Source organism: Streptomyces doebereineriae (assembly GCF_031845645.1).
Lineage (GTDB): Bacteria > Actinomycetota > Actinomycetes > Streptomycetales > Streptomycetaceae > Streptomyces > Streptomyces canus.
In genome coordinates this window covers 1-21,879 of sequence record NZ_JAVREZ010000001.1, presented here as the reverse complement: position 1 = coordinate 21,879, position 21,879 = coordinate 1, and the positions used below count along the sequence as shown (strand labels likewise).

Genomic DNA, 21,879 nt, shown 5'->3' with positions numbered 1-21,879 from the left:
ACCTAGACCCGTGAGGCGATCCCCGTCAGGCTCCCAGCCCGAAAATAGTAGCCATAGACATAGTAGCCATGTACTGTATCGAGCATGAGTACGGCATCCGAGGGCGCGACGCCCGGTTTCCTGGTCTGGCGACTGTCGATGAAGTGGCGGGTCGCGGTCGACCGCGCGGTGGCGCCGCTCGGCCTGACCCACGCCCAGTACTCGCTGGTGGCATCGCTGTACGGCATGCAGCGCGGCGGTGAGCGCCCGAGCCAGCGGCGCCTCGCCGACCACACCGGCCTCGAACCGCTCTACGTCTCCAAGCTGGCGCGCTCCCTGGAGAGCGCCGGGCTCCTGGAACGCACCCGGGACCCCCGCGACCCGCGCGCGGTGCAACTGGCGCTGACCGAGGAGGGCCGCGCGCGGACCCTGCGGGCCATCAAGGTCGTCCAGGGGCTCCTGGAGCAACTGCTGGCACCGCTCGGAGGCCTGGACAGCGCGCGCACGCGGGAGTTCAAGCGCGAGCTGGCGACCCTGCTCGACGCACCTCTCGACCCGACGAACGTGAACTTGGAGGAGCAGTCATGACCACCACCACTCCCGTCCTCAACCCCCGCGTCATAGCCCTGGCCCACTACGCGGCCCGTGCACTTCTCGAGAACGTCCTGGCCCGCCACGGCGCGACCTTCCAGCAGTCCGTCACCCTGCGGCTCGCCGCCCTCGCCGAGGGCCCGGTCGGGCGTGACCGCATCGTCGAGGACCTCGTCGGCGCGCTGAAGATCGACGCGACGGAGGCGCACTCCGTGGTCGACGAGCTGATCTCCGCGGGACTGCTGGCTCCCCATGAGCCGTCCCAGGTGCGGATCACGGACACCGGACGGGCGCTGTTCGAGACGACGTCCGCCGAGACCGCCCCCCTCACCGCCCGGGTCTACGCCGGCATCCCCGCGGAAGACCTCGTGGTGGCCGGACGCGTACTGAGCCTCATCACCGAGCGGGCCGACGAGGAGCTCGCCGCCCTGAACACGTAGCGGGACAGCACGTACGTCTCAGGTCGCCGTCACGCCCTTCCTGCCCCGCCGGTGGGCGACCTCGCCGAGGATCACGTCGGCGACGATGAAGCCGGCCAGCGGAATGCCGAGCAGCGGCACGAAGTAGCCGAGGACGGCGACGACCACCACGCCGGGCACCAGGATCTGCGGCGGAACCTGCTGCCAGGCGCCGCGCGGGATCGGCCGGCCGAAGGCGGAGCCCCGACCGCGCTGCCACCACATGCGGTAGCCCCACACGATCAACAGGACCAGCGACAGCGCCAGGAGCATCAGGGCGATCTGGTTGACCAGCCCGAACAGGACGCCGGTGTGCAGATCGATGCCCCAGCGGGTCAGCTTGGCGAGCAGCGGGTAGTCGGCGAACCGCAGCACGTCGGTGACCTCGCCGGTGGTCGGGTCGACGGCGACCGCGTCCTGCTTCTCGGGCCAGCTGCGCTGCACCTGCCGTACGACATAGGCCGACGACTCGTCGGCGGGCGGGACCATCTCGACGGGGTCGCCGAGCCCTTCGGCACGGGCGGCGGCCAGCACCTTGTCGAGGCCGACGCCGTGCTCGGCGCCTCCGGCCGAGGCGGACGCGCCGTGGCCCGAGTGGTCGCCGCCCGCGGCCGAGGAGACCGATGGCGTGGACTGGCCCAGGGAGGTGCGGAGTTCGTCGATGTTGGCGCCGGCGTACGTCGACCAGGTCAGTCCGGTCGCCGACAGGAAGATGAAACCGGCCGCGGCCCAGACGCCGACGCTGCCGTGCAGTCCGAGGGTGCGGCGCCGCCCGCTGGTACCGCGGACCTTGCGCAGGGCGCGGCGGCGGGAGAACCACAGCGCGATGCCGCCGCCCGCGATCACCCACAGCCAGCTGGCGGCGAACTCGCTGTACAGGCGGCCGTTCTCGCCGAGGTGGAGGTCGCGGTGGAACTCGTCGATCCAGGTGCGCAGCGGCAGCGCGCCGGTGGAGCCGTACTGCTCGAGCGTGCCGCGGACCTTGCCGGTGTACGGGTCGACGAACACCGCGAGGGTGTGGTTCGGGTCGACCCCCTTCACCCCGGACAGCAGCACCCTGGTCGTCGCGTCGTCCTCGGGGGAAGGACGCACGGCCGAGACGGTCCCCTCGGGGTGGGCCTCGCGGGCGGCGGCGACCTGCGTGGAGATGGGCAGCTTGCTGTCGCCGACGGCGGCGACGGTCATCTCGTTCCGGTAGACGATCTTCTCGGCCTGGAAGGCACCGGCGTACAGAAAGCCGGTGACGGCGGCGATGAGCAGGAAGGGGGCGACGAACACGCCGGCGTAGAAGTGCAGGCGCAGCACGAGCGGGCGCAGCGGGGCCCATCTGCTGGGGACCGGCGCCGGGACGGCCGGTTGCGGGGCCTCGTCGGTGGTCGTCGAGGGGGCGATGGACATCGGCGGCATCTCCGAGGGCTGGGGACGGTAGCGGTCCAGTAGTCGGAGGAAGGGGGCATCGAGTTCCCGGGACGTGAAGTGACCTGCATCACAAGGAAGGCCCACAGCTCGCTCGGTGCCATGACATCCTGGCGCGATGGCAACTCCGAGTCATCGCACGCCCCTTGCCGAGCTGGTCGAGGAACTCCTGGCCACGGACGGTCCGCTGCCGATCGTAGCGGCCGGCGAACCGGTCCTGCGGCGCGCCACCGAGCCGTACGACGGCCAGTTGGACGCCGCGCTGCTGTCCCGTTTCGTCGAGGCCCTGCGCATCACCATGCACGCGGCGCCGGGCGTAGGCCTGGCCGCCCCGCAGGTGGGGGTGCCGCTGCGCATCGCGGTCGTCGAGGACCCGGCGCCCGTACCGGAAGAGGTGCGGGAGGCGCGTGGACGGGTGCCGCAGCCGTTCCGCGTGCTGGTCAATCCGTCGTACGAGCCCGTCGGCACGCAACGGGCCGCGTTCTTCGAGGGCTGTCTGAGCGTGCCGGGCTGGCAGGCCGTGGTGGCGCGGCCCGCTCAGGTACGGCTGACATGCGAGGACGAGAACGGCCGCCCGGTCGACGAGGTGTTCAGCGGCTGGCCTGCACGGATCGTCCAGCACGAGACGGATCACCTCGACGGCATGCTGTACCTCGACCGCGCCGAGCTGCGCTCGCTGTCCTCGAACCAGGCGATGGCCGAGCGGTGGACGCAGCCGACACCGGAGCGGGCGGCCGCGTCCCTCGGCTTCGAGCTGCCCTAGTTGTCCCGGTAGGCCTCCAGCAACCGCAGCCACACCTCGCTGATCGTCGGGTACGACGGGACCGCGTGCCAGAGCCGGCTGATCGGGACCTGGCCCGCGACCGCGATCGTCGCGGAGTGGATCAGTTCGCCGACGCCGGGGCCGACGAAGGTGACGCCGAGGAGGATCTCGTGTTCCAGGTCGACGACCATGCGGGCCCGCCCCCGGTAGCCGTCGGCGTAGAGGCCGGCGCCCGACACCGAAGCGAGGTCGTAGTCGACCGCGCGGACCCGGTGGCCCGCCTGTTCGGCCTCCGCCAGGGAGAGGCCCACCGCGGCGGCCTCCGGGTCGGTGAAGACGACCTGGGGTACGGCGTCGTGGTCGGCGGTCGCGGCGTGGGCGCCCCAGGGATCCGCCTGGACCGGGGCTCCGGAGGCCCGGGCGGAGATGGCGGCGCCCGCGATGCGCGCCTGGTACTTGCCCTGGTGGGTGAGGAGCGCGCGGTGATTGACGTCGCCGACCGCGTAGAGCCAGTCGCTGCCGGTCACACGGAGGCTGTCGTCGACCTCCAGCCAGGTGCCGGGCTCCCGGCCGATCGTGTCCAGGCCGATGTCGTCGGTGTGCGGGGCGCGTCCGGCGGCGAAGAGGATCTCGTCCGCCTCGATACGGTCGCCGGTGCCGGTGACGACCACGACCGTGCCGTTCTCACGGGTGACCGACTCGACCGACGTGCCGGTGCGGACGTTCACGCCCGCTTCGGTGAGCGCCTCGGCGACGAGTTCGCCCGCGAAGGGCTCCATGCGGTTGAGCAGGCCCTTCCCGCGCACGAGCAGGGTGACCTGCGAGCCGAGTGCCTGCCAGGCCGTGGCCATCTCGGTGGCGACCACTCCCCCGCCGACCACGACAAGGCGTCCGGGCGCCGCCTGGGCGCTCGTGGCCTCGCGGCTGGTCCACGGCTTGACCTCGTCGAGGCCCGGCAGGTCCGGCAGGACGGCCCGGGTGCCGGTGCAGACGGCCACGGCGTGCCGGGCGGTCAGCACCTTCCGTACGCCGTCGGGACCGGTGACCGTGACCGTGCGCTCTCCGGTGAGACGGCCGTGGCCGCGGTGGAGGTCGGCGCCGATGCTGTCCAGCCAGCCGATCTGGCCGTCGTCCTTCCAGTTCGAGGTGAAGTAGTCCCGGCGTGCGAGAACCGCGGCCGTGTCGAGGGGTCCCTGCACCGAGGCGCTCAGGCCCGGCAGGCGGCGCGCGTCCGCCTGGGCGATCACCGGCCGCAGCAGGGCCTTGCTGGGCATACAGGCCCAGTAGGAGCACTCTCCGCCGACCAGCTCGCTCTCCACGACCGCGGTGGAGAGGCCGGCCGCGCGGGTGCGGTCGGCCACGTTCTCCCCCACGGGCCCGGCACCGAGCACCACTACATCGTAGGTACTGGAGGCGATGTTTTCCGTTTCCGTCATGGGCCCAGTCTGGTGGGTGGTGTGCACTCGGGCCACCAGGGGTACGCGCGCCGCACACCGAGTGGTGAGAGCTGTGGAATACCCGGCGGACAGGCCGTGTTGTGCCGACGGCTTCGCTCCGAGACCAGGAAGAGGGATCACGTCATGAGCAGCACCGTGGAGCTCACCAAGGAGAACTTCGACCAGACGGTCACGGACAACGAGTTCGTCCTGATCGACTTCTGGGCGTCGTGGTGCGGCCCGTGCCGCCAGTTCGCGCCGGTCTACGAGAAGGCCGCCGAGGACAACCCCGACCTGGTGTTCGGCAAGGTGGACACCGAGGCGCAGCCGGAGCTGGCCGCGGCCTTCGGTATCCAGTCGATCCCGACGCTGATGATCGTCCGCGACCAGGTCGCGGTGTTCGCCCAGCCGGGCGCGCTGCCCGAATCCGCCCTGACGGACGTCATCGGGCAGGCCCGCAAGCTGGACATGGCCGAGGTCCGCAAGGCCGTGGCCGAGCAGCAGGCCCAGGCCGAGCAGAACAGCGAGTAACCCCTAGAAGGGGTAGGTCGCCACGTCCGCGCGTACCGTCGTCCAGCGCACGTCGGTGAAGGCCTCCACATTGGCCTCACCGCCGAAGCGGGCGCCGGTGCCGGACGCGGCGATACCGCCGAAGGGCGCGACCGCCTCGTCGTTCACGGTCTGGTCGTTGATGTGCACGATGCCGGTGGGGATCCGCTCCGCCAGGTCGAGACCGCGGGCCGCGTCCCCGGTGACGATGCCGAGCGAGAGGCCGTACGGCCCCGCGGCGGCCAGGGCGGCGGCCTCGTCGACCGTGCTGAAGGACCGTACAGGTGCCACGGGGCCGAACACCTCCTCCGTGTAGGCCGGCGTGCTGTCGTCCAGGCCTGCGAGAACCGTCGGGCGGTAGAAGAGTTTCTCGTGCGTGCCGCCGGCCGCCAGCTTGGCGCCCTGGGCGGTGCTGGCCTCGACCAGGCCGCGCACCTTGGCGAGCTGGTTGTCGTCGATGATCGGGCCCAGGTGGACCTGTTCCCGGTTCGGGTCGCCGACGGCGAGGGAGTCGGCCTTGGCGGCCAGGCGCTCGACGTACTCCTCGTACAGCGAGTCGTGGACGAGGTGGCGGCCGGTCGTCATGCAGATCTGGCCCTGGTGGAAGAAGGATCCCCAGGCCGCCGTGGAGATGACGGCCTCGATGTCGGCGTCCTCCAGGACGATCAGCGCGGAGTTGCCGCCGAGTTCCAGGTGGGCGCGCTTGAGGTGGCGTCCCGCCGCCTCGCCCACCGCGCGGCCCGCCGCGGTCGATCCGGTGAAGGAGATGACGGGGACGCGCGGGTCGGCGACCAGGGCCTGGCCGACATCGGGGCCGCCGGGCAGGACATGGAACAGCCCCTCGGGCAGCCCGGCCTCGGCGAAGACGGCGGCGAGCGAGAGGCCGCCGCAGACCGCGGTGCGCGGGTCCGGCTTCAGGATCACCGCGTTCCCCAGCGCCAGGGCCGGGGCGACGGAGCGAATCGAGAGGATCAGCGGGGCGTTGAAGGGCGCGATCACGCCCACGACGCCGACCGGGACCCGGCGCGTGTAGGACAGGCGGGGTGCCTCGCTGGGCAGGACCTGGCCCGCGGGGCGGGAGGCGAGGGCGGCGGCCTCGTAGCACTCCTGGGCGGCCACGTGCAGTTCGAAGTCGGCCTTGCCGGGGATGGACCCGGACTCGCGGACGAGCCACTCGCGCAGTTCGTCGGCGTGGGCGGAGAACAGATCACCGGCCTTGCGCAGCACCCCGGCGCGCACGAAGTGCGGGAGCCGGGCCCATTCGGTCTGGGCGGCACGGGCGGCCGCCGAGGAGCGCTCCACGTCCGCGGCGCCGGCGAGGGTGACGGTGGCGAGCGTGTCGCCGGTGGCGGGCTCGGTGACGGCGTACTCAGGTCCCGACAGGGGGTGGGGCTGCCAGCTCTTGGGGTCGAGCAATGACATGACGGCTCTCCGTTCGATCACCGGTGGGACTCACACGGGGAGCGGTAGTCCCGTGTAGTTCGCGGCCAGTTCGGCGGCCGCGTGGTGGGATGCGGTGATGCGGCGCAGCCGTGCGAGCTGCATCCGGCTCTCGAACGCATCCCCATTTGGTTGAGCGTGCAACATCCTAGTCATGTCGTACGAGAACCGCGTGGCCTGCCACACACGAGAAAGACACAACTTCGAATATCTGTCGATCAGTTGTGTCGATCCCGTGCGGTGCAGTGCGGTCAGGGCCCGGGCGAGTACGGATACGTCGGACACGGCAAGGTTGAGGCCCTTGGCCCCGGTCGGCGGCACGATGTGCGCGGCGTCGCCGGCCAGCAGGAGACGGCCGTGCCGCATCGGTTCGTGGACGTAACTGCGCATCGGTGTCACCGACTTGGCGGTGATCGGGCCGCGTTCCAGTGTCCAGTCGGCGTCGATCGCGAAGCGGGCGGCGAGCTCGTCCCAGATCCGCTCGTCGGACCAGTCCTCGGGATCGGTACCGTTCGCGACCTGGAGGTAGAGCCGGGAGACGGTGGGCGAGCGCATGCTGTGCAGGGCGAAGCCGCGCTCGCCACGGGCGTAGATCAACTCCTCGCAGGACGGCGGGACATCGGCGAGGATCCCGAGCCAGGAGTACGGGTAGTCGTGCTCGTACGTCCGGCTCGTCGCCGTCGGGAAGGCCTCCCGGGAGATGCCGTGGAAGCCGTCGCAGCCCGCGATCCAGTCGCAGGTCAGCGTCTGTTCGCGGCCCTCGTGCAGGAACCGCACAACGGGGGCGTCGCTCTGCGGCTTCTCGACCGCCAGAGCCTCCGCCTCGAACAACAGCGGTGGCCCCTCGGCCAGTTGGAGCGCGACGAGATCCTTCACGATCTCGGTCTGGGCGTAGACCGTGACCGTACGGCCACCGGTGAGGACAGGGAAGTCGATGTGATGCCGCTCCCCCGCGAACCGCAGCTCGATGCCCTGGTGGACCAGTCCCTCGGTCTCCAGACGCTCGGCGGCGCCGCACGCGCGCAGGGCGTCGACCGTGCCCTGCTCCAGCATCCCGGCACGCTGACGGTGCTCGACGTACTCCCGCGTCCTGCTCTCCAGGACCACACAGTCGATCCCCGCGCGATGCAGCATGCGGGCGAGGAGCAGTCCGGCGGGGCCGCCGCCGATGATCCCGACCGTGGTGCGCATGGGCAGGCCTCCCTGCGTCAGCTGGAGTCGCGGTGCACCACCGTGGCACCCAGCACCGTGTGCGTCTCGGTCGCGGCGCCCGGTTCGCGCACCGCGCGGTCGACCAGTTCGGCGAGGTCGCGGCCGGACGGCAGCTCGAGGTGGACCGTGCTCAGCCGGGGCCGCAGCAGCCGGCCGAGGAGCAGGTCGTCGGCGCCGATCACCGCGGTGTCCTCCGGGATGCTGATGCCCTCATCCTGGAGGGCACGCATTAACAGCATCGCGTACTCGTCGTTGTACGCAAACACGGCGTCGAGGCCGAGGTCCCGCCAGCGGACGGCGAGCTTGGCCGCGGCCTGCTCCTCGTAGGCGAGGGGCAGCTCGGTCAGCGTGGCGTCGGTGCCGTGCAGGGCCCTGCGCACACCTGCCAGCCGGGGCAGCGAGAAGGCCTCCAGGCCGGACTCCTCGGGCACCACCACACCGATGCGGCGCCGGCCGCGGGCGTACAGGTGGGTGGCGGCACTGTGGCCGACGCCCGCGTGGTCCATGAGCAGGGCGTGGGCCCCCTCGACCGCGTCGGGACCGAGGGTGACCACCGCCCGGGCACCGGAGCGCCGGAGCAGGGCCACACCCTGCGGGCCGAGTCCCGTGCCGGGCACCAGGACCGCGACCGGGCGCAGCTCGGCCCAGGCGCGGGCGGCCTCGTCGCCCTGCAGGCCGACGCTGCCGTACTGCACGACGGTGTAGTCCAACCGGCCCAGGGCCCACTGGAGTTCACTGATGAACTGGCTGTAGAGCGGGCCGACCGGGATGGACGGGGCGGGCATCAGGACCATCCGGCTGTGGCCGGCGCGCAGGCTGCGGGCGGCCGCGTGCGGCACGTACCCGAGTTCCTTCGCGGCCTCGTGGACTCGGCGGCGCGTGGGCTCGCTGATCCGGACGGCGCTGGTGTTGTTGAGGACGTAGGAGACGGTCGCTCGGGAGACGCCGGCCAGGCGGGCCACGTCGGCACTCGTGGGAACCGAGCGCGTCGCCGGGGAAACGGGCGCGGGCGTTTTCGGTATCTGCACCATGACGGTCGTCATCTTTGCAGAAGCTGTGAGGGTGTAGCGGACCGGGGCGCGGCCCGAACTCACCGTGGCGGATCGGTGCAGGTGAGCCGGGCGACGAGGTCGTCCCAGCCCTTCTCCAGGCGCTCCAGCGGCATTTGGCACCTCCGGGTGAGGTGATGGATGGTGGCGGGATCGAGGTAGCCCATCAGGGCCTGGGCGAGCAGTTCGGAGTCCGCTTCCGGGCGTGCCTGGCGCAGCAGCAGGGTCACATGGCTGTGGTGCACCCGGCGGGGCGCGGGGGTGAAGCGGCGCTCCGGGCTCGGCTCGGCGGCCAGCATCAGGTCCATCTCGTCGCCGGACCGGCGCAGGAGCGCGTGGCCGAACGCGCGCAGCCGGTCGACGGGCGGTGCGCCGGGCCCGAGCGGGGCGGGGCCACTGAGGAAGGCCGCCTGGAAGTTGCGCTCGGAGTGGTCGAGCAGTGCCGTCAGCAGGCCGGTGCGGTCGCCGAACCGGCGGAAGACGGTGCCCTTGCCGACCGACGCGGCCGCGGCCACCGCCTCCATCGTGACCCCGGCCGCCCCGTGCTCCGCGACCAGGCGGGTGGCCGCCTCCAGGAGCCGGGCCCGGTTGCGCGCGGCGTCGGCACGCAGGCAGGGCTCCTCCTCGGGAAGGCCGAGCTGGAGCAGCTCGGGCTCAGTGGGATCAGGTGGAGTCGGCAGCGGTGGCAGGGGCGGCAGGACGGCGGACATGAATTAAGCGTAAAGCAGCGGGAAGAAAACTGGACCGAGGTCCGGTTATGGGGGTACAACTTTAAGCGGACCCCGGTCCGCATCATTACGGCAATGTTTCACCCTCCCTTGGAGTTCGCATGTCTGTTCGCATTCTCGCGCTCGTCGGAAGCCTTCGCGCCGGTTCGACCAACCGCCAGCTCGCCGAGGCGGCCGTCAAGCACGCCCCCGAGGGCGCGGAGGTCGTGCTCTTCGAGGGCCTCGGCGAGATCCCCTTCTACAACGAGGACATCGACGTGGAGGGCAGCGTCCCCGCGGCCGCCGCCAAGCTGCGTGAGGCCGCGCAGACCTCCGACGCGTTCCTGTTCTTCTCCCCCGAGTACAACGGCACCATCCCGGCCGTACTGAAGAACGCCATCGACTGGCTGTCGCGTCCCTTCGGCGCCGGCGCCTTCGGCGGCAAGCCGGTCGCCGTGGTCGGTACCGCGTACGGTCAGTTCGGCGGTGTGTGGGCGCAGGACGAGACCCGCAAGTCCGTGGGTATCGCCGGCGGCAAGGTGCTCGAGGAAGTCAAGCTGTCCATCCCGGGTTCGCTGGTGCGCTTCGCCGAGACGCACCCGGCCGACGACGCCGAGGTCGCCGCGCAGCTGGCCGAGGTCGTCGCGCAGCTGCACAGCACCGCGGGTGAGGTCGCCGCGGCCTGACCTGCGGCGAAACGGGTCGGGGTCTTGGACTCCGGCCCCTTTTCGTCTGCCTGCGGGTCCGTGGGGGCGGTCGCGCAGTTCCCCGCGCCCCTGCGGGGCGCGCCTCCTCACACCACTGCCGAGGGCGCCAGTTCCCGTAGAGCTTCCAGCGCCGCCGCGATCGCCGGGCGTTCGTGCGCTCCGCCGCGGGTGCAGGTAAGGAGCTTGCGGTGCGGGTTGCCCGTGCAGCGGACCCTTGCGATCGGCAGGTGGGGGGTCAGGTGGGCCAGGCGGGGGATCAAGGCGACGCCCAGGCGGTGGGCCACCAGGTGCGCCGTGACGTTCCAGTCGAGAGCGTGGTGGACCACGCTCGGAGTGAAGCCGGCCGCGCCGCAGGCCGAGAGCACGTGGGGGCGGCAGGGGCTGTCGGGGACCGGGGCGATCCAGTCCTCGTGCGCCGCGTCCGCGAGATCGGCGCGCTCGCGTCCGGCGAGGGGGTGGTCCGCGGGGACGACCAGGTCGAACGGGTCGTCCAGCAAGGGCTGTTGGTCGTAGCGGACGTCACTCATGGGCGGGTTGTACGGGGTCGCCTCCACGACCGACAGGTCGATCTCCCCCTCGAAGAGCAGGTCGAAGCTCTCCGTCACGCCCAACTCCTGGATGCCGACGGTCAGCCGGGGATGCCGCTCGCGCAACCGGACCGCCATCGGGGCCAGCAGCACGGACACGGCCACCGGGAAACCACTCACCCTGAGCGGTCCGGCGGGCTCGCTGTGGTCGGCGCGCAGATCGAGTTCGGCCTGGTCCCAGCGGGCCTGGATGGCGTCGGCGTGCGCGAGCAGGCTCTCGGCGGCCGGGGTGAGACGGATGCCGCGGCCCTGGGGTTCGAGGAGGTCGACGCCCAGGTCGCGGGCGAGCTGGCGGATCTGCTGGGAGGCGGCTGACGGGGTGAAGTGCAGGGCGCGGGCGGCCGCGGTGACCGTGCCGTAGTGGGCGACCGCCCTCAGGACGTGGAGTCGGCGCAGGTCAATCATGAAGCCCACGCTTCAAGGTCGGATCCAGGAAGTCAACCTGGACGTGAACGAAGACTCCGCTGCACTCTGGGCTGTGTCGCGACGGCCGTAACAGCCAAGAGGTACGAGGAGTCACCATGACCAGCACGATCCGCGCCGTCTGCCCGCACTGCGGCTGGCCCGACGGCGCCGAGCCCTTCCAGGTGGTGTCCCGGCACGGCACGGCGACGGGCGGGACGGTGTGGACCCGCTGCGCGTGCGGCTCGCTGCAGGTCCGCGTGACCGACGGCTGCGGGACCCGCGTCCTCTCCCGCAGCCGGCCCTCCGCCGCGCGTGCGGGTTAGTCCAGTTCCGCGAGCCGCTCCACGGCCGGGGCGACGAAGCGTTCGATCCACTCCGCGGGGGCGTCGATGCGCGGGGCGAGAATGACGGTGTCGATGCCGAGCTTGCCGTAGCCGGTGATGTCCCGGGTGAAGGCCTCCAGGTCGCCCTCGGTGGCCGGTTCGCCCATGTAGGCGACGGTCTTGCGGATCTCGTCGTAGTCGCGCCCCTCGGTGTCGCAGTGGCCGCGCAGCACGTCGAGCTTGTGCGTGACCTCCTCCGGCGAGGTGGCGAAGAGGTTGCAGGCGTCGCCGTAGCGGGCGACCAGGCGGAGGGTCTTCTTCTCGCCGCTGCCGCCGATCATGATCTCGGGGTGCGGGCGGCTGACCGGGGCCGGTACGCACAGGGTCTCGGCGAGCCGGTAGTGGGTGCCCTCGAAGGGGCCGTTCGCCGCCGGGTCCCACATCTGCAGACAGATCCGCAGGGTCTCCTCCAGCCGTTCGAAGCGCTCCGCGAGGGGCGGGAACGGCACGCCGAGCCCTTCGTGCTCCCGGTTGTACCAGGCGGCTCCGATGCCGAGGGTGGCCCGGCCGCCGGAGAGCACGTCGAGCGTGGTCGCGATCTTGGCGAGCAGTCCGGGGTGGCGGTACGTCACTCCGGTCACGAGCGCGCCGAGCCGGACCGTCTCGGTGTGGGCCGCGAGGAAGCTCAGGGTCGTGTAGGCCTCCAGCATGGGGTCCTCGGCGCCGCCGTTGAACTCCATCTGGAAGTAGTGGTCCATCACCGACAGCCAGCTCACGCCGGCCGCCTCCGCCGCGGCACCCGCGGCGGCGAGTTCGGCACCGAGAGCGGGTGCGCCTGCGGGGTGGTCGAACCGGTTGATGTGCACGCCCACACGCATGTCCGTCTCCGTTCACGGGACTTTCGCCGACCTGCCCGACGCTAGAACTTGAAGCGCTCTCGAAGTCAAGGGGCGGGGAGACGTGCGCATGCGTGCTCCGGCCGCCGCGCCTCTCACACCACCCGTTCCGCCTCCGTCTCCCCCTGCTTCTTCGCGGCCCGCAGGCTCGTCAGTGTGGTGACCGTCAGGACGAGGACGATGAAGCCGAGGGAGAAGGGGATGCTGATCTCGGGGACGTGGACGCCGGACTCGTGGAGGGCGTGCAGGACGAGTTTGACGCCGATGAAGCCGAGGATGATCGAGAGACCGTAGCTGAGGTGGACCAGCTTCTTCAGCAGGCCGCCGATGAGGAAGTACAGCTGGCGCAGACCCATCAGGGCGAACGCGTTGGCGGTGAAGACGATGTACGGGTCCTGGGTGAGCCCGTAGATGGCGGGGATGGAGTCCAGGGCGAACAGCACGTCGGTGGAGCCGATGGCGAGCATCACGACCAGCATCGGGGTCATGACCCGCTTGCCGTTCTCCTCGATCCACAGCTTGGTGCCGTGGTAGCGGTCGGCCACACCGAACCGCTTCTCCACCATCTTCAGCAGCTTGTTCTCCTCGTACTCCTCGTCGTGTCCGTCCTTGCGGGCGTCCTGGACGAGCTTCCAGGCGGTCCAGATCAGGAAGGCGCCGAAGATGTAGAACACCCACGAGAACGCCGAGATGATCGCCGCTCCGGCAGCGATGAACCCGGCGCGCAGCACGAGCGCCATCACGACGCCGACCATGAGCACCCGCTGCTGATACTGCGAGGGCACCGCGAACTTCCCCATGATCAGGACGAACACGAAGAGGTTGTCGACGCTCAGGGATTTCTCGGTGATGTATCCGGCGAAGAATTCGCCCGTGGGTTTCCCACCGCCGAAGAGAAGCAGCCCGAGTCCGAAGAGACAGGCCAACACGACCCAGACGACGGTCCAGATGCCGGCCTCCTTGACCGACACGTCGTGGGGCTTGCGGCCGATGAAGAAGTCGGCGCCGACCAGGACGCACAGGGCGACGATGGTCAGCAGCCAGACGGTGAGAGAGACGTTCACTGGTTCTCCTGATGCGTGGGGGGCATCGACAGCGTTGTCACCACCGGGGATCCCTTCCACCTACAAAAGGTGAACAACAGGTCACGCGATGGCAAGGAACCGCAGGTCACACGAGAACATGGCGGAATCTCGCCGCTCACCACCCGCCGTACGGCGGGCAGGTTCCGCCGTACGGCGGCGTCCAGGACGGACGTCGTTGCCCCGATCATGACGCCACGAGCCGCCGCGCCCCGCGTGAGGAGAAGCCATGACCCATGTGCCGCCCCCGTTCGACCCCGAGCTCAGTGCCGCCCTGGATCTGATCAAGGACGTGATCTCTCCCGGTCTCACCCTGGACGAGATCGACATCGTCCGTCAGGGACCGGGCATCGAGATGCTGGCCGACCTGGACCTGACACTGGGCGGGTTCTTCGAGGTGGAGGACCGGTCGGTGCCGGGACCTGCGGGCGCCCCCGAGATCTCGCTGCTGATCTGCCGCCCCACCGGTTCCTCGTCCGCGGGCACCGGTCGTCCGGTGATCTACCACGTCCACGGCGGCGGCATGATCCTCGGCAACAACCGGGTCGGGGTGGACGGTCCGCTGGCCTGGGCGAAGGAACTGGACGCGGTGGTGGTGTCGGTGGAGTACCGGCTGGCGCCCGAACATCCGCATCCGGCACCGGTCGAGGACGTCTACGCCGGGCTCGTGTGGACCTCCGAGCACGCCAAGGAGCTGGGCGGCGACCCAGAGCGGATCGTGATCGCCGGTGCCAGCGCGGGTGGCGGGCTGTCGGCGGCGCTGGCGCTGCTCACCCGGGACCGCGAGGGGCCGCGTCCGATGGGGCAGCTGCTGATGTGCCCGATGCTGGACGACCGCAATGACAGTCACTCGACGTATCAGATGGCGGGGCTGGGGGTCTGGGACCGGACGGCCAACGAGACGGGCTGGACGGCGTTGCTGGGTGAACTGCGGGGCGGTCCCGACGTTCCGGCGTACGCGGCCCCTGCCCGGGCCGAGGACCTGTCGGGACTGCCGCCGGCCTTCCTCGACGTGGGGTCGGCGGAGACGTTCCGGGACGAGGTCGTCGCGTACGCCTCGCGGATCTGGCAGGCGGGCGGGGTGGCGGAGCTGCATGTGTGGCCGGGAGGCTTCCACGGGTTCGACGGGTTCGCTCCGCAGGCGGCGTTGTCCCAGGCGGCGCGGGCGGCACATGTGGGGTGGCTCAGGAGGTTGCTGGGCAGCTAGGGGTGGTGCGGGCAGCGGCGCGGAAGGAAGCGCCACGTGCGGACATGGGGCGGCTGCGGCTGCGTCGCGGCTGGTCGCGGGCTCACCTGGCGGAGCCACACATGTCCCCGCGTGGTGCAGCCGCGATGTCACAGTCCCGCGTCCCACGGGGGCGCTTCGCGTCCCCCAGGGCGCACCATGGGCGTATGAAAGAGCTGGCCGGGCGCCTCACCGCGCTGGATCCGGATGCCGGTGCCGCCGTCCGGGTCATCGCCTACTTCGATCGGCTGTCCGAGGCCCGCGCGGGGCTGGAGGCGTTGGTGCGGGGGGCCGCCGTGCTGGCCGGGGTGCCTGCCCGGCTGGTCGATGTCGAGCGGCGGGTGCAGGTTCGCGTCGAGGCCGATGGAACGCGCCGGGACTCCGGGGTGCCGCCGGATCCGGGCTGGCCCACGACCGCGCTCGCGCCGGGTGGGGCCGCCGCGCTGTGGCTGGAGCGGGCCGAGGCGACGCCCAGCGTGGTCGACGCGGTGATTCTGGAGCGGGCCGCGGGTGCCGTACGGCTCGTGCTGGACCGTACGCGGGGACGCGCGCCCGTCGATGACCCGGCGCTGATCGAGACCGTGCTGGATGCCACGGCCCCCGAGGCCGCCCGGTTGCACGCCGCGCGTCGGCTCGGACTGGAGACCATGGCGTCCGCGCGTGCGCTGGCCCCGCTCGACGGGCCGCCCCGGATCGTGGCCGGGCGGGCGGACGCCGTACTGCCCGCGGGGCGGGTCGGAGTGGGGCCCGCCGTGCCCGTGCTCGATCTGCCGCGGTCCTGGGCGGACGCCCGCACCGCGCTGCGGTTCACCGCGCAGGGCACGGCTCAGGATCCTGGACCGAAGATCGTGTACGCCGACGAACTGGGCGGCGTCGCGCTCCTGGCCGACCTCGTCGCGCCGGATGCCGAGCCGCCGCCCGACGTCCGGGCGCTGGAGGCGGCGGGGGCGGCCACGCCCTGGCTGCTCGGCACGCTGCACGCCGTGATCTCGACGGCGAGCCTGCGTGCGGCTGCCGCCGAGATCAACGTCCACCACTCCACCCTCCAGGACCGGCTGTCCCACGCGGAGCATCTGCTGGGCTGGCCGTTGCGCACACCTCAGGGGCGACTGCGGCTGCAACTGGCCCTGACCATGCGGCACTTGGCACGGCCGTAGCGGGACCGCAGAGGGTCAGCGGAACTCGTGCGCGACCTCGATCACGCCGACGATGTGCGCGTTGAACTCGTCGAGCTCCTCGGCCGGGACCCACAGTTCGAGGATCGTGCGGCCACCTGCCTGCTGGACGGGATAGCGGCTCAGGAAGTCCGACTCGACCTCGAAGCGGGTCACGAAGCCGGCGCCGTCGTGCTTGACGTTCCAGTCCCGGGCAATCCTGATCGCGTAGTCCTCGTTGAGGACCGGGTAGAAGATCGGCTGCTCGGGCAGCCTCGGCGGCCAGGCCCGCCAGTCGAGCTCCCGGACCAGGTCCAGCTCCTTGGGGCCGGTCGGGCGCCAGAGGGTCGTGGTGGAGGGCCGGGTCGTCATCGGAGTCGCTCTCTGCGGGTGCGGGTTCTGATAGTTGCGCGCGCACTATAGAAGCAGACGCTGAAAGTTTCAGCCATGCAATATCCTGGGCGTTACCCGTACCGGGACGGAGGAAGCAGGCCCCATGACCGCCACAGACCCCGCACTGACCGCCCTCGCCCAGGGCTGGTGCGCGCTCTCCCTGCTGCACGGACGGATCGAGGCCCACATCGAGCGCGCCCTGCAGGCCGGACACGACCTCAGCGTGCGCGAGTACTCCCTGCTCGACGTCCTGGGCCGCCAGCACGACGGCGAGGGCGGACACCTGCAGATGAAGCAGGTCGCCGACGCCGTCGTCCTCAGCCAGAGCGCCACCACTCGCCTCGTCACCCGCCTCGAGGACCGCGGCCTGCTCTCCCGCTACCTGTGCCCCACCGACCGCCGCGGCATCTACACCGACGTCACCGACGCCGGCCGCACCCTCCTCGAACAAGCCCGCCCCACCAACGAGAAGGCCCTCCGCGAAGCCCTCGACCAGGCGGCCGCCAACCCCGAACTCGCCCCTCTCGTACGAGCCCTCGAAGCCCACGGCCTCCCGGCCTGACGCGGACGCCGTTCGTCGAGGTGCCCGCCGCGTCCGAGGCCATCGCGACGATGCCCGCCGTGGACCCGACCGACCGCTGCGGGACACCGAGGCGGTCGTCCACGGCGCCCTCCGCCTCACCTTCTCGATCGTCGCGGACAAGGCACACGACATGGCGGACGCGGCGGCGCCAAGGCCACCACCCGGTGCGCCGGAAGGTGACCGCCTTGCCCGTCGGCAGGCGGACGTCCTTGCGCGGCAACGACCCACCGCGCCCCAGCTTCAGGATCGTCGCGGACAAGGCACACGACATGGCGGACGCGGCGGCGCCAAGCCCACCACCCGGTGCGCCGGTCTGAAGGTGCGAGGACCAACGAGTTCCTGGAGGAATTGCCGCTGACCGCCACGGGCAAGGTCTTGAAGGACCAGCGGTGAAGGACAGCGCCGCGTTTCGCGCCGACGAACGGAGATTCAGCGTGACGACGAACCAGGCCACCGCCCCGGGCGAGGACATCTCACTCACTCGGCTGGAGCGTCTCGACGAGGAGATCATCGCGCTGCTCGCGCGCCGACGCGAGATGGCTCAGGAACTCCCCGCCCCGGCCCGGGCCCGCGCCGTCGACCCCGGCTTCGTGGAGGCCGTACGGGACACCACGGACCGTTACCGACAGGAGCTCGGCGGGGCGGGTGAGCTCGTCGCCCGCGCGGTCATGGTCCTGTGCCATCCGGGCCGCCAGAGCTGAGCCGTGCTCGGCCGAAGGGCCGTACAAAGTGGCGGGGGTGATCTCGCCGACAGCCCCGAGGTGGCGAAGGGCACAGGTCGTGGGGCTGCGGCGGCCGTTGACACCCTCTTGGATTTGGCCGTACAAAAGGCCCCATGAGCGTGCCGCAGCTTCCCCTGTCCGGCGTCACGGTGGTCAGCCTGGAGCAGGCCGTGGCCGCGCCCTACGCCACCCGGCAGCTCGCCGACCTCGGCGCCAGGGTGATCAAGGTGGAGCGGCCGGGCGAGGGGGACTTCGCCCGCCGCTACGACACGACCGTGCACGGCCACTCCAGCTACTTCGTGTGGCTCAATCGGTCCAAGGAGTCCCTCACGCTCGACCTCAAGGACCCGCGCGGCCTCGAGATCCTGCACCAACTCCTCGACGGCGCCGACGTGTTCGTACAGAACCTGGCTCCGGGCGCGGCCGACCGGCTGGGCCTGGGCGTGGACGTCCTCGCCGAGCGCTGGCCGCGGCTGATCCCGTGCACGATCTCCGGATACGGCACCGACGGGCCGTGGGCGGACCGAAAGTCGTACGACCTGCTCGTACAGTGCCAGACGGGCCTGGTGTCGCTGACCGGGACCGCCGAGGAGACCGCGCGGGTCGGGATCTCGGTCGCCGACATCGCGGCCGGGATGTACGCCTACAGCGGCGTCCTCACCGCCCTGTACACCCGGGCCACCACCGGCAGGGCCCACCCGGTGGAGGTGTCGCTGTTCGAGGCACTGGCCGAGTGGATGAGCCAGCCGGCCAATTACACGCGTTACGGCGGAAGCCAACCGCCGCGTCTGGGCACCCAGCACGCCACCATCGCCCCGTACGGCGCCTTCACCGCCGCCGACGGCAAGGACGTGCTCTTCTCCATCCAGAACGAACGCGAGTGGCTCGCCCTCTGTACGCACTTCCTACGACGGCCCGAACTAACCGAGGATCCGCGCTTCACCACCGGCTCCGCCCGGGTCACCCACCGCGAGGAACTCAACGCCGTGGTCGCCGAGCGGATCGCGCGCTCCGACGCCGCAGCGGTCTTGAAGGACCTGGAGGACATCGGCATCGCCTGCGCCGGGGTGAACGACGTCGCCGCGTTCCTCGACCACCCGGTCCTGGCCGCCCGCGGCCGCTGGCACGAGGTCGCCGTTCCCGGCGGGGCCACGGTGGAGGCGCTGCTGCCCCCGGCCGACCTCGCGGGACTGCCCGCCCGCATGGACCCGGTCCCGGCGGTGGGCGAGCACACCGAGGCGATCCTCACGGAGCTCGGCCGTACCGGCGACGACATCGCGGCGCTGCGTGCCGACGCGGTCGTCTGAGGCCCTGGACCGGAGGAGACACGAGCGATGAGCGTCCTGGACATCCTCTCCGACGACGAGCGTCTCGTCGTACGGACCGTGCGCGAGTTCGTCGACAGGGACGTCCGGCCCGTCGTCCGGGATCTGGAGCACAGCGACACCTACCCCGAGCAACTCATCGAGAGGATGAAGGAACTCGGCGTCTACGGCCTGGCGATCCCCGAGGAGCACGGCGGCAACCCCGTCTCCACGCCCTGTTTCGTCCTGGTCACCGAGGAACTCGCGCGCGGCTGGATGAGCCTGGCCGGGGCGATGGGCGGGCACACCGTCGTCGCCAAGCTGCTCCTCCACTTCGGGACCGAGGAGCAGAAGAGGCGCTGTCTGCCGAGGATGGCCACCGGAGAGCTCCGCGCCACCATGGCCCTGACCGAGCCGAGTGGCGGCAGCGACCTCCAGTCGATCACCACCGTCGCCCGCCGCGAGGGCGACGAGTACGTCGTCGACGGGGCGAAGACCTGGATCACCAACTCCCGCCGCTCCGGGCTGATCGCCCTCCTCTGCAAGACGGACCCGACCGCCGAACCGCGCCACACGGGCATCTCCGTACTGCTCGCCGAACACGGTCCCGGCCTAGTCGTCTCCCGTGACCTGCCCAAGCTCGGCTACAAGGGCGTGGAGAGCTGCGAGTTGAGCTTCGAGGGCTACCGAGCGCCCGTCGACGCCCTGTTGGGCGGCAGGGAAGGACGCGGTTTCGCCCAGATGATGAAAGGGCTGGAGACCGGACGGCTCCAGGTCGCCGCCCGTGCCCTGGGCGTGGGGCGGGCCGCGCTGGAGGACTCGCTGCGCTACGCCCAGGAGCGCGAGAGCTTCGGCAAGCCGATCTGGCGCCACCAGGCGATCGGCACCTACCTCGCCGACATGGCGACCAAGCTGACGGCCGCCCGTCAACTCGTGCTGTACGCGGCCCGGGAGGCCGACGCCGGACGCCGGGTCGACATGGAGGCCGGCATGGCCAAGCTGTTCGCGTCCGAGACGGCGATGGAACTCGCGCTCAACGCCGTCCGCATCCACGGCGGTTACGGATATTCCACCGAGTTCGACGTCGAGCGGTACTTCCGGGACGCCCCGCTGATGATCGTCGGCGAGGGCACCAACGAGATCCAACGCAACGTGATCGCGGCCCAGTTGGTGGCGCGGGGTGGTCTGGATGGCTGAGCAGATCCAGCGCGACAGCATCTACCTGCGGCTGGCACGGGAGTTGCGGGCGGCGATCCTGCGCCAGGACTTCCCGGAAGGGGTACGACTGCCGACCGAGGCCGAGCTGGCCGACCGGTTCGGGATCAGCCGCCAGACCGTACGGCGGGCATTCCAGGACCTCGTCGCCGAAGGACTGGTGCACCGGGTGCCGGGCCGGGGCACCTTCGCCACCCCCCGCGAGGAGCAGTACCTGCGTCAGTTCGGCTCGGTGGACGACCTGATGGGCCTGTCCATCGACACCCGCATGCAGGTCGTCGAACCCCTGCACCAACGGGTCGACGTCGACGCGGCGGGACGGCTGGGCCTGCACAGCGACCGGGTGCACAAGGTCGCCTTCCTACGGCTGCACGAGGACACCGCGTTCTGCCACACCTCAGTGTTTCTGCCGCCGGAGGTCGGCCGGCTGCTGGAGTCGGTCCCGGAACTGGCCGGGCCCGGCACCGCCGGTGCCACCACGGTCATCGGACTGCTCGACGAACGGCTGCCCGAGCCGATCGCCGAGGCCGAGCAGAGCATCACCGTCGCGGCGGCCGACGCCGGGATCGCCGGACACCTCGGGTGCGAACCGGGCCGTGCGCTGCTGCGCATCGACCGGGTCTACCAGTCGGCGGCCGGACGGCTCGTGGAGCTGGCCGTCAGTCACTTCCTGCCCGAGCACTACTCGTATCGCGTACGGCTGCGGCGCAGCGGACGCTGATGCTTCCCCACCCGCAAGAATCAGGAGAAGACCTTGAGCTTGAGGATCGTTGTCACTGTGAAGTACGTGCCCGACGCCACCGGCGACCGGCACTTCGCCGATGACCTGACCGTCGACCGTGACGACGTGGACGGTCTGCTCTCAGAGCTGGACGAGTACGCGGTCGAGCAGGCGCTGCAGATCGCCGAAGCTGCGGACGATGCCGAAGTCACTGTGGTCACCGTCGGCCCCGAGGACGCCAAGGACGCGCTGCGCAAGGCGCTGTCGATGGGCGCCGACAAGGCCGTCCACGTCGAGGACGACGACCTGCACGGCACGGACGCCCTCGGTACCTCGCTGGTGCTGGCCAAGGCGATCGAGAAGGCCGGTTACGACCTGGTGATCTCCGGTATGGCCTCCACCGACGGCACCATGGGCGTGGTCCCGGCGCTGCTGGCCGAGCGCCTGGGTGTGCCGCAGGTGACCCTGCTGTCCGAGGTCTCCGTCGAGGACGGCACGGTCAAGGGCCGCCGGGACGGCGACTCCGCCACCGAGCAGCTGGAGGCCTCCCTCCCGGCCGTCGTGTCGGTGACCGACCAGTCGGGCGAGGCGCGTTACCCCTCCTTCAAGGGCATCATGGCCGCCAAGAAGAAGCCGGTTCAGGCCTGGGACCTGTCCGACCTGGACCTGGAGGCCGAGCAGGTCGGCCTGGAGGGCTCCTACACCACGGTCGACTCCGCCACGGAGCGCCCGGCCCGTACCGCGGGCACGATCGTCAAGGACGAGGGCGAGGGCGGCAAGCAGCTCGCCGAGTTCCTGGCAAGCCAGAAGTTCATCTGAGTCAACAGGAGTTGCTTTCCCATGGCTGAAGTTCTCGTCTATGTCGATCACGTGGACGGTGCCGTCCGCAAGCCCACCCTGGAGCTGCTGACCCTGGCCCGCCGTATCGGCGAGCCGGTCGCCGTCGCGCTCGGCGCGGGTGC

General features: G+C 71.0%; 24 protein-coding genes and 1 pseudogene. 15 read left to right on the top strand and 10 right to left on the bottom strand.

Going from position 1 to position 21,879, the window contains the following annotated elements:
- Positions 1–84 precede the first annotated feature (84 nt).
- On the top strand, positions 85–567 hold the full coding sequence (locus RNB18_RS00125) for a MarR family winged helix-turn-helix transcriptional regulator (RefSeq protein ID WP_311712048.1): 483 nt from the start codon (positions 85–87) through the stop codon (positions 565–567).
- A complete protein-coding gene (locus RNB18_RS00120; RefSeq protein ID WP_311712047.1) occupies positions 564–1,010 on the top strand; it encodes a MarR family transcriptional regulator in 447 nt (148 codons plus the stop codon). The genes RNB18_RS00125 and RNB18_RS00120 overlap by 4 nt, the downstream gene beginning before the upstream one ends.
- 18 nt (positions 1,011–1,028) lie before the next feature.
- Here RNB18_RS00120 and RNB18_RS00115 read toward each other — a convergent pair whose 3' ends face one another.
- On the bottom strand, positions 1,029–2,426 hold the full coding sequence (locus tag RNB18_RS00115; protein WP_311712046.1) for a PepSY-associated TM helix domain-containing protein: 1,398 nt from the start codon (positions 2,424–2,426) through the stop codon (positions 1,029–1,031).
- Positions 2,427–2,562: 136 nt separating this feature from the next.
- Here RNB18_RS00115 and RNB18_RS00110 point away from each other — a divergent pair, with 136 nt between their 5' ends.
- Complete coding sequence (locus RNB18_RS00110; protein WP_311712045.1) at positions 2,563–3,207, top strand: peptide deformylase; 645 nt, start codon at positions 2,563–2,565, stop codon at positions 3,205–3,207.
- Here the strand turns inward: RNB18_RS00110 and RNB18_RS00105 are convergent.
- Positions 3,204–4,643, bottom strand: coding sequence for a dihydrolipoyl dehydrogenase family protein (locus RNB18_RS00105; protein WP_311712044.1), 1,440 nt, complete (start codon positions 4,641–4,643; stop codon positions 3,204–3,206). The two genes, RNB18_RS00110 and RNB18_RS00105, sit on opposite strands and share 4 nt — an antisense overlap.
- 144 nt (positions 4,644–4,787) lie before the next feature.
- On the opposite strand from RNB18_RS00105, the gene trxA reads away from it, so the two are divergent.
- Positions 4,788–5,174: a thioredoxin gene (gene trxA, locus RNB18_RS00100; RefSeq protein WP_311712043.1), complete on the top strand. Its 387-nt coding sequence runs from the start codon at positions 4,788–4,790 to the stop codon at positions 5,172–5,174.
- Between the two features lie 3 nt (positions 5,175–5,177).
- On the opposite strand, the gene RNB18_RS00095 is transcribed toward trxA, so the two are convergent.
- From RNB18_RS00095 to RNB18_RS00080, 4 genes are read right to left on the bottom strand one after another with little or no spacing between them, the layout of a single operon-like run.
- Entirely contained in the window at positions 5,178–6,614 is a 1,437-nt protein-coding gene (locus tag RNB18_RS00095; protein ID WP_311712042.1) for a benzaldehyde dehydrogenase, read from the bottom strand.
- Between the two features lie 30 nt (positions 6,615–6,644).
- Positions 6,645–7,823 carry a 4-hydroxybenzoate 3-monooxygenase gene (locus RNB18_RS00090; RefSeq protein ID WP_311712041.1) on the bottom strand — a complete coding sequence of 393 codons (1,179 nt, stop codon included), beginning with the start codon at positions 7,821–7,823 and terminating at the stop codon, positions 6,645–6,647.
- 17 nt (positions 7,824–7,840) lie between these two features.
- A complete protein-coding gene (locus RNB18_RS00085) occupies positions 7,841–8,875 on the bottom strand; it encodes a LacI family DNA-binding transcriptional regulator (protein WP_394817586.1) in 1,035 nt (344 codons plus the stop codon).
- A gap of 59 nt (positions 8,876–8,934) precedes the next feature.
- Positions 8,935–9,603, bottom strand: coding sequence for a TetR/AcrR family transcriptional regulator (locus RNB18_RS00080; protein WP_311712039.1), 669 nt, complete (start codon positions 9,601–9,603; stop codon positions 8,935–8,937).
- Positions 9,604–9,722: 119 nt separating this feature from the next.
- On the opposite strand from RNB18_RS00080, the gene RNB18_RS00075 reads away from it, so the two are divergent.
- Positions 9,723–10,286 (top strand): NAD(P)H-dependent oxidoreductase, encoded by a 564-nt coding sequence (locus RNB18_RS00075; protein WP_311712038.1) that lies wholly within the window; start codon positions 9,723–9,725, stop codon positions 10,284–10,286.
- A 107-nt stretch (positions 10,287–10,393) separates the two neighbouring features.
- On the opposite strand, the gene RNB18_RS00070 is transcribed toward RNB18_RS00075, so the two are convergent.
- Complete coding sequence (locus RNB18_RS00070; RefSeq protein WP_311712037.1) at positions 10,394–11,299, bottom strand: LysR family transcriptional regulator; 906 nt, start codon at positions 11,297–11,299, stop codon at positions 10,394–10,396.
- A 116-nt stretch (positions 11,300–11,415) separates the two neighbouring features.
- Here RNB18_RS00070 and RNB18_RS00065 point away from each other — a divergent pair, with 116 nt between their 5' ends.
- Positions 11,416–11,622 carry a hypothetical protein gene (locus RNB18_RS00065; RefSeq protein WP_311712036.1) on the top strand — a complete coding sequence of 69 codons (207 nt, stop codon included), beginning with the start codon at positions 11,416–11,418 and terminating at the stop codon, positions 11,620–11,622.
- On the opposite strand, the gene RNB18_RS00060 is transcribed toward RNB18_RS00065, so the two are convergent.
- Together RNB18_RS00060 and RNB18_RS00055 are read right to left on the bottom strand one after the other, a co-directional pair.
- Positions 11,619–12,500, bottom strand: coding sequence for an LLM class F420-dependent oxidoreductase (locus RNB18_RS00060; RefSeq protein WP_311712035.1), 882 nt, complete (start codon positions 12,498–12,500; stop codon positions 11,619–11,621). The genes RNB18_RS00065 and RNB18_RS00060 overlap by 4 nt on opposite strands.
- A gap of 113 nt (positions 12,501–12,613) precedes the next feature.
- Complete coding sequence (locus tag RNB18_RS00055) at positions 12,614–13,582, bottom strand: TerC/Alx family metal homeostasis membrane protein (protein WP_311712034.1); 969 nt, start codon at positions 13,580–13,582, stop codon at positions 12,614–12,616.
- 247 nt (positions 13,583–13,829) lie between these two features.
- Here RNB18_RS00055 and RNB18_RS00050 point away from each other — a divergent pair, with 247 nt between their 5' ends.
- Together RNB18_RS00050 and RNB18_RS00045 are read left to right on the top strand one after the other, a co-directional pair.
- On the top strand, positions 13,830–14,807 hold the full coding sequence (locus tag RNB18_RS00050) for an alpha/beta hydrolase (RefSeq protein ID WP_311712033.1): 978 nt from the start codon (positions 13,830–13,832) through the stop codon (positions 14,805–14,807).
- A 185-nt stretch (positions 14,808–14,992) separates the two neighbouring features.
- The gene (locus RNB18_RS00045; protein WP_311712032.1) at positions 14,993–15,982 is read left to right on the top strand and encodes a helix-turn-helix domain-containing protein; all 990 of its coding nucleotides are present in this window, start codon (positions 14,993–14,995) and stop codon (positions 15,980–15,982) included.
- A 15-nt stretch (positions 15,983–15,997) separates the two neighbouring features.
- On the opposite strand, the gene RNB18_RS00040 is transcribed toward RNB18_RS00045, so the two are convergent.
- Positions 15,998–16,351 (bottom strand): hypothetical protein, encoded by a 354-nt coding sequence (locus RNB18_RS00040; protein WP_311712031.1) that lies wholly within the window; start codon positions 16,349–16,351, stop codon positions 15,998–16,000.
- Positions 16,352–16,475: 124 nt separating this feature from the next.
- Here RNB18_RS00040 and RNB18_RS00035 point away from each other — a divergent pair, with 124 nt between their 5' ends.
- The 7 genes and pseudogenes from RNB18_RS00035 to RNB18_RS00005 form a co-directional block, all read left to right on the top strand.
- The gene (locus tag RNB18_RS00035; RefSeq protein ID WP_311712030.1) at positions 16,476–16,934 is read left to right on the top strand and encodes a MarR family winged helix-turn-helix transcriptional regulator; all 459 of its coding nucleotides are present in this window, start codon (positions 16,476–16,478) and stop codon (positions 16,932–16,934) included.
- 455 nt (positions 16,935–17,389) lie between these two features.
- Positions 17,390–17,656: a hypothetical protein gene (locus RNB18_RS00030; protein WP_311712029.1), complete on the top strand. Its 267-nt coding sequence runs from the start codon at positions 17,390–17,392 to the stop codon at positions 17,654–17,656.
- 134 nt (positions 17,657–17,790) lie between these two features.
- Positions 17,791–18,984 (top strand): CaiB/BaiF CoA transferase family protein, encoded by a 1,194-nt coding sequence (locus tag RNB18_RS00025; RefSeq protein WP_311712028.1) that lies wholly within the window; start codon positions 17,791–17,793, stop codon positions 18,982–18,984.
- A gap of 27 nt (positions 18,985–19,011) precedes the next feature.
- Positions 19,012–20,178 carry an acyl-CoA dehydrogenase family protein gene (locus tag RNB18_RS00020; RefSeq protein WP_311712027.1) on the top strand — a complete coding sequence of 389 codons (1,167 nt, stop codon included), beginning with the start codon at positions 19,012–19,014 and terminating at the stop codon, positions 20,176–20,178.
- On the top strand, positions 20,171–20,917 hold the full coding sequence (locus tag RNB18_RS00015; protein WP_311712026.1) for a GntR family transcriptional regulator: 747 nt from the start codon (positions 20,171–20,173) through the stop codon (positions 20,915–20,917). The genes RNB18_RS00020 and RNB18_RS00015 overlap by 8 nt, the downstream gene beginning before the upstream one ends.
- A 33-nt stretch (positions 20,918–20,950) precedes the next feature.
- On the top strand, positions 20,951–21,736 hold the full coding sequence (locus tag RNB18_RS00010) for an electron transfer flavoprotein subunit beta/FixA family protein (RefSeq protein ID WP_311712025.1): 786 nt from the start codon (positions 20,951–20,953) through the stop codon (positions 21,734–21,736).
- Positions 21,737–21,757: 21 nt separating this feature from the next.
- Positions 21,758–21,879, top strand: a pseudogene (locus RNB18_RS00005) (electron transfer flavoprotein subunit alpha/FixB family protein); the annotation flags it as partial.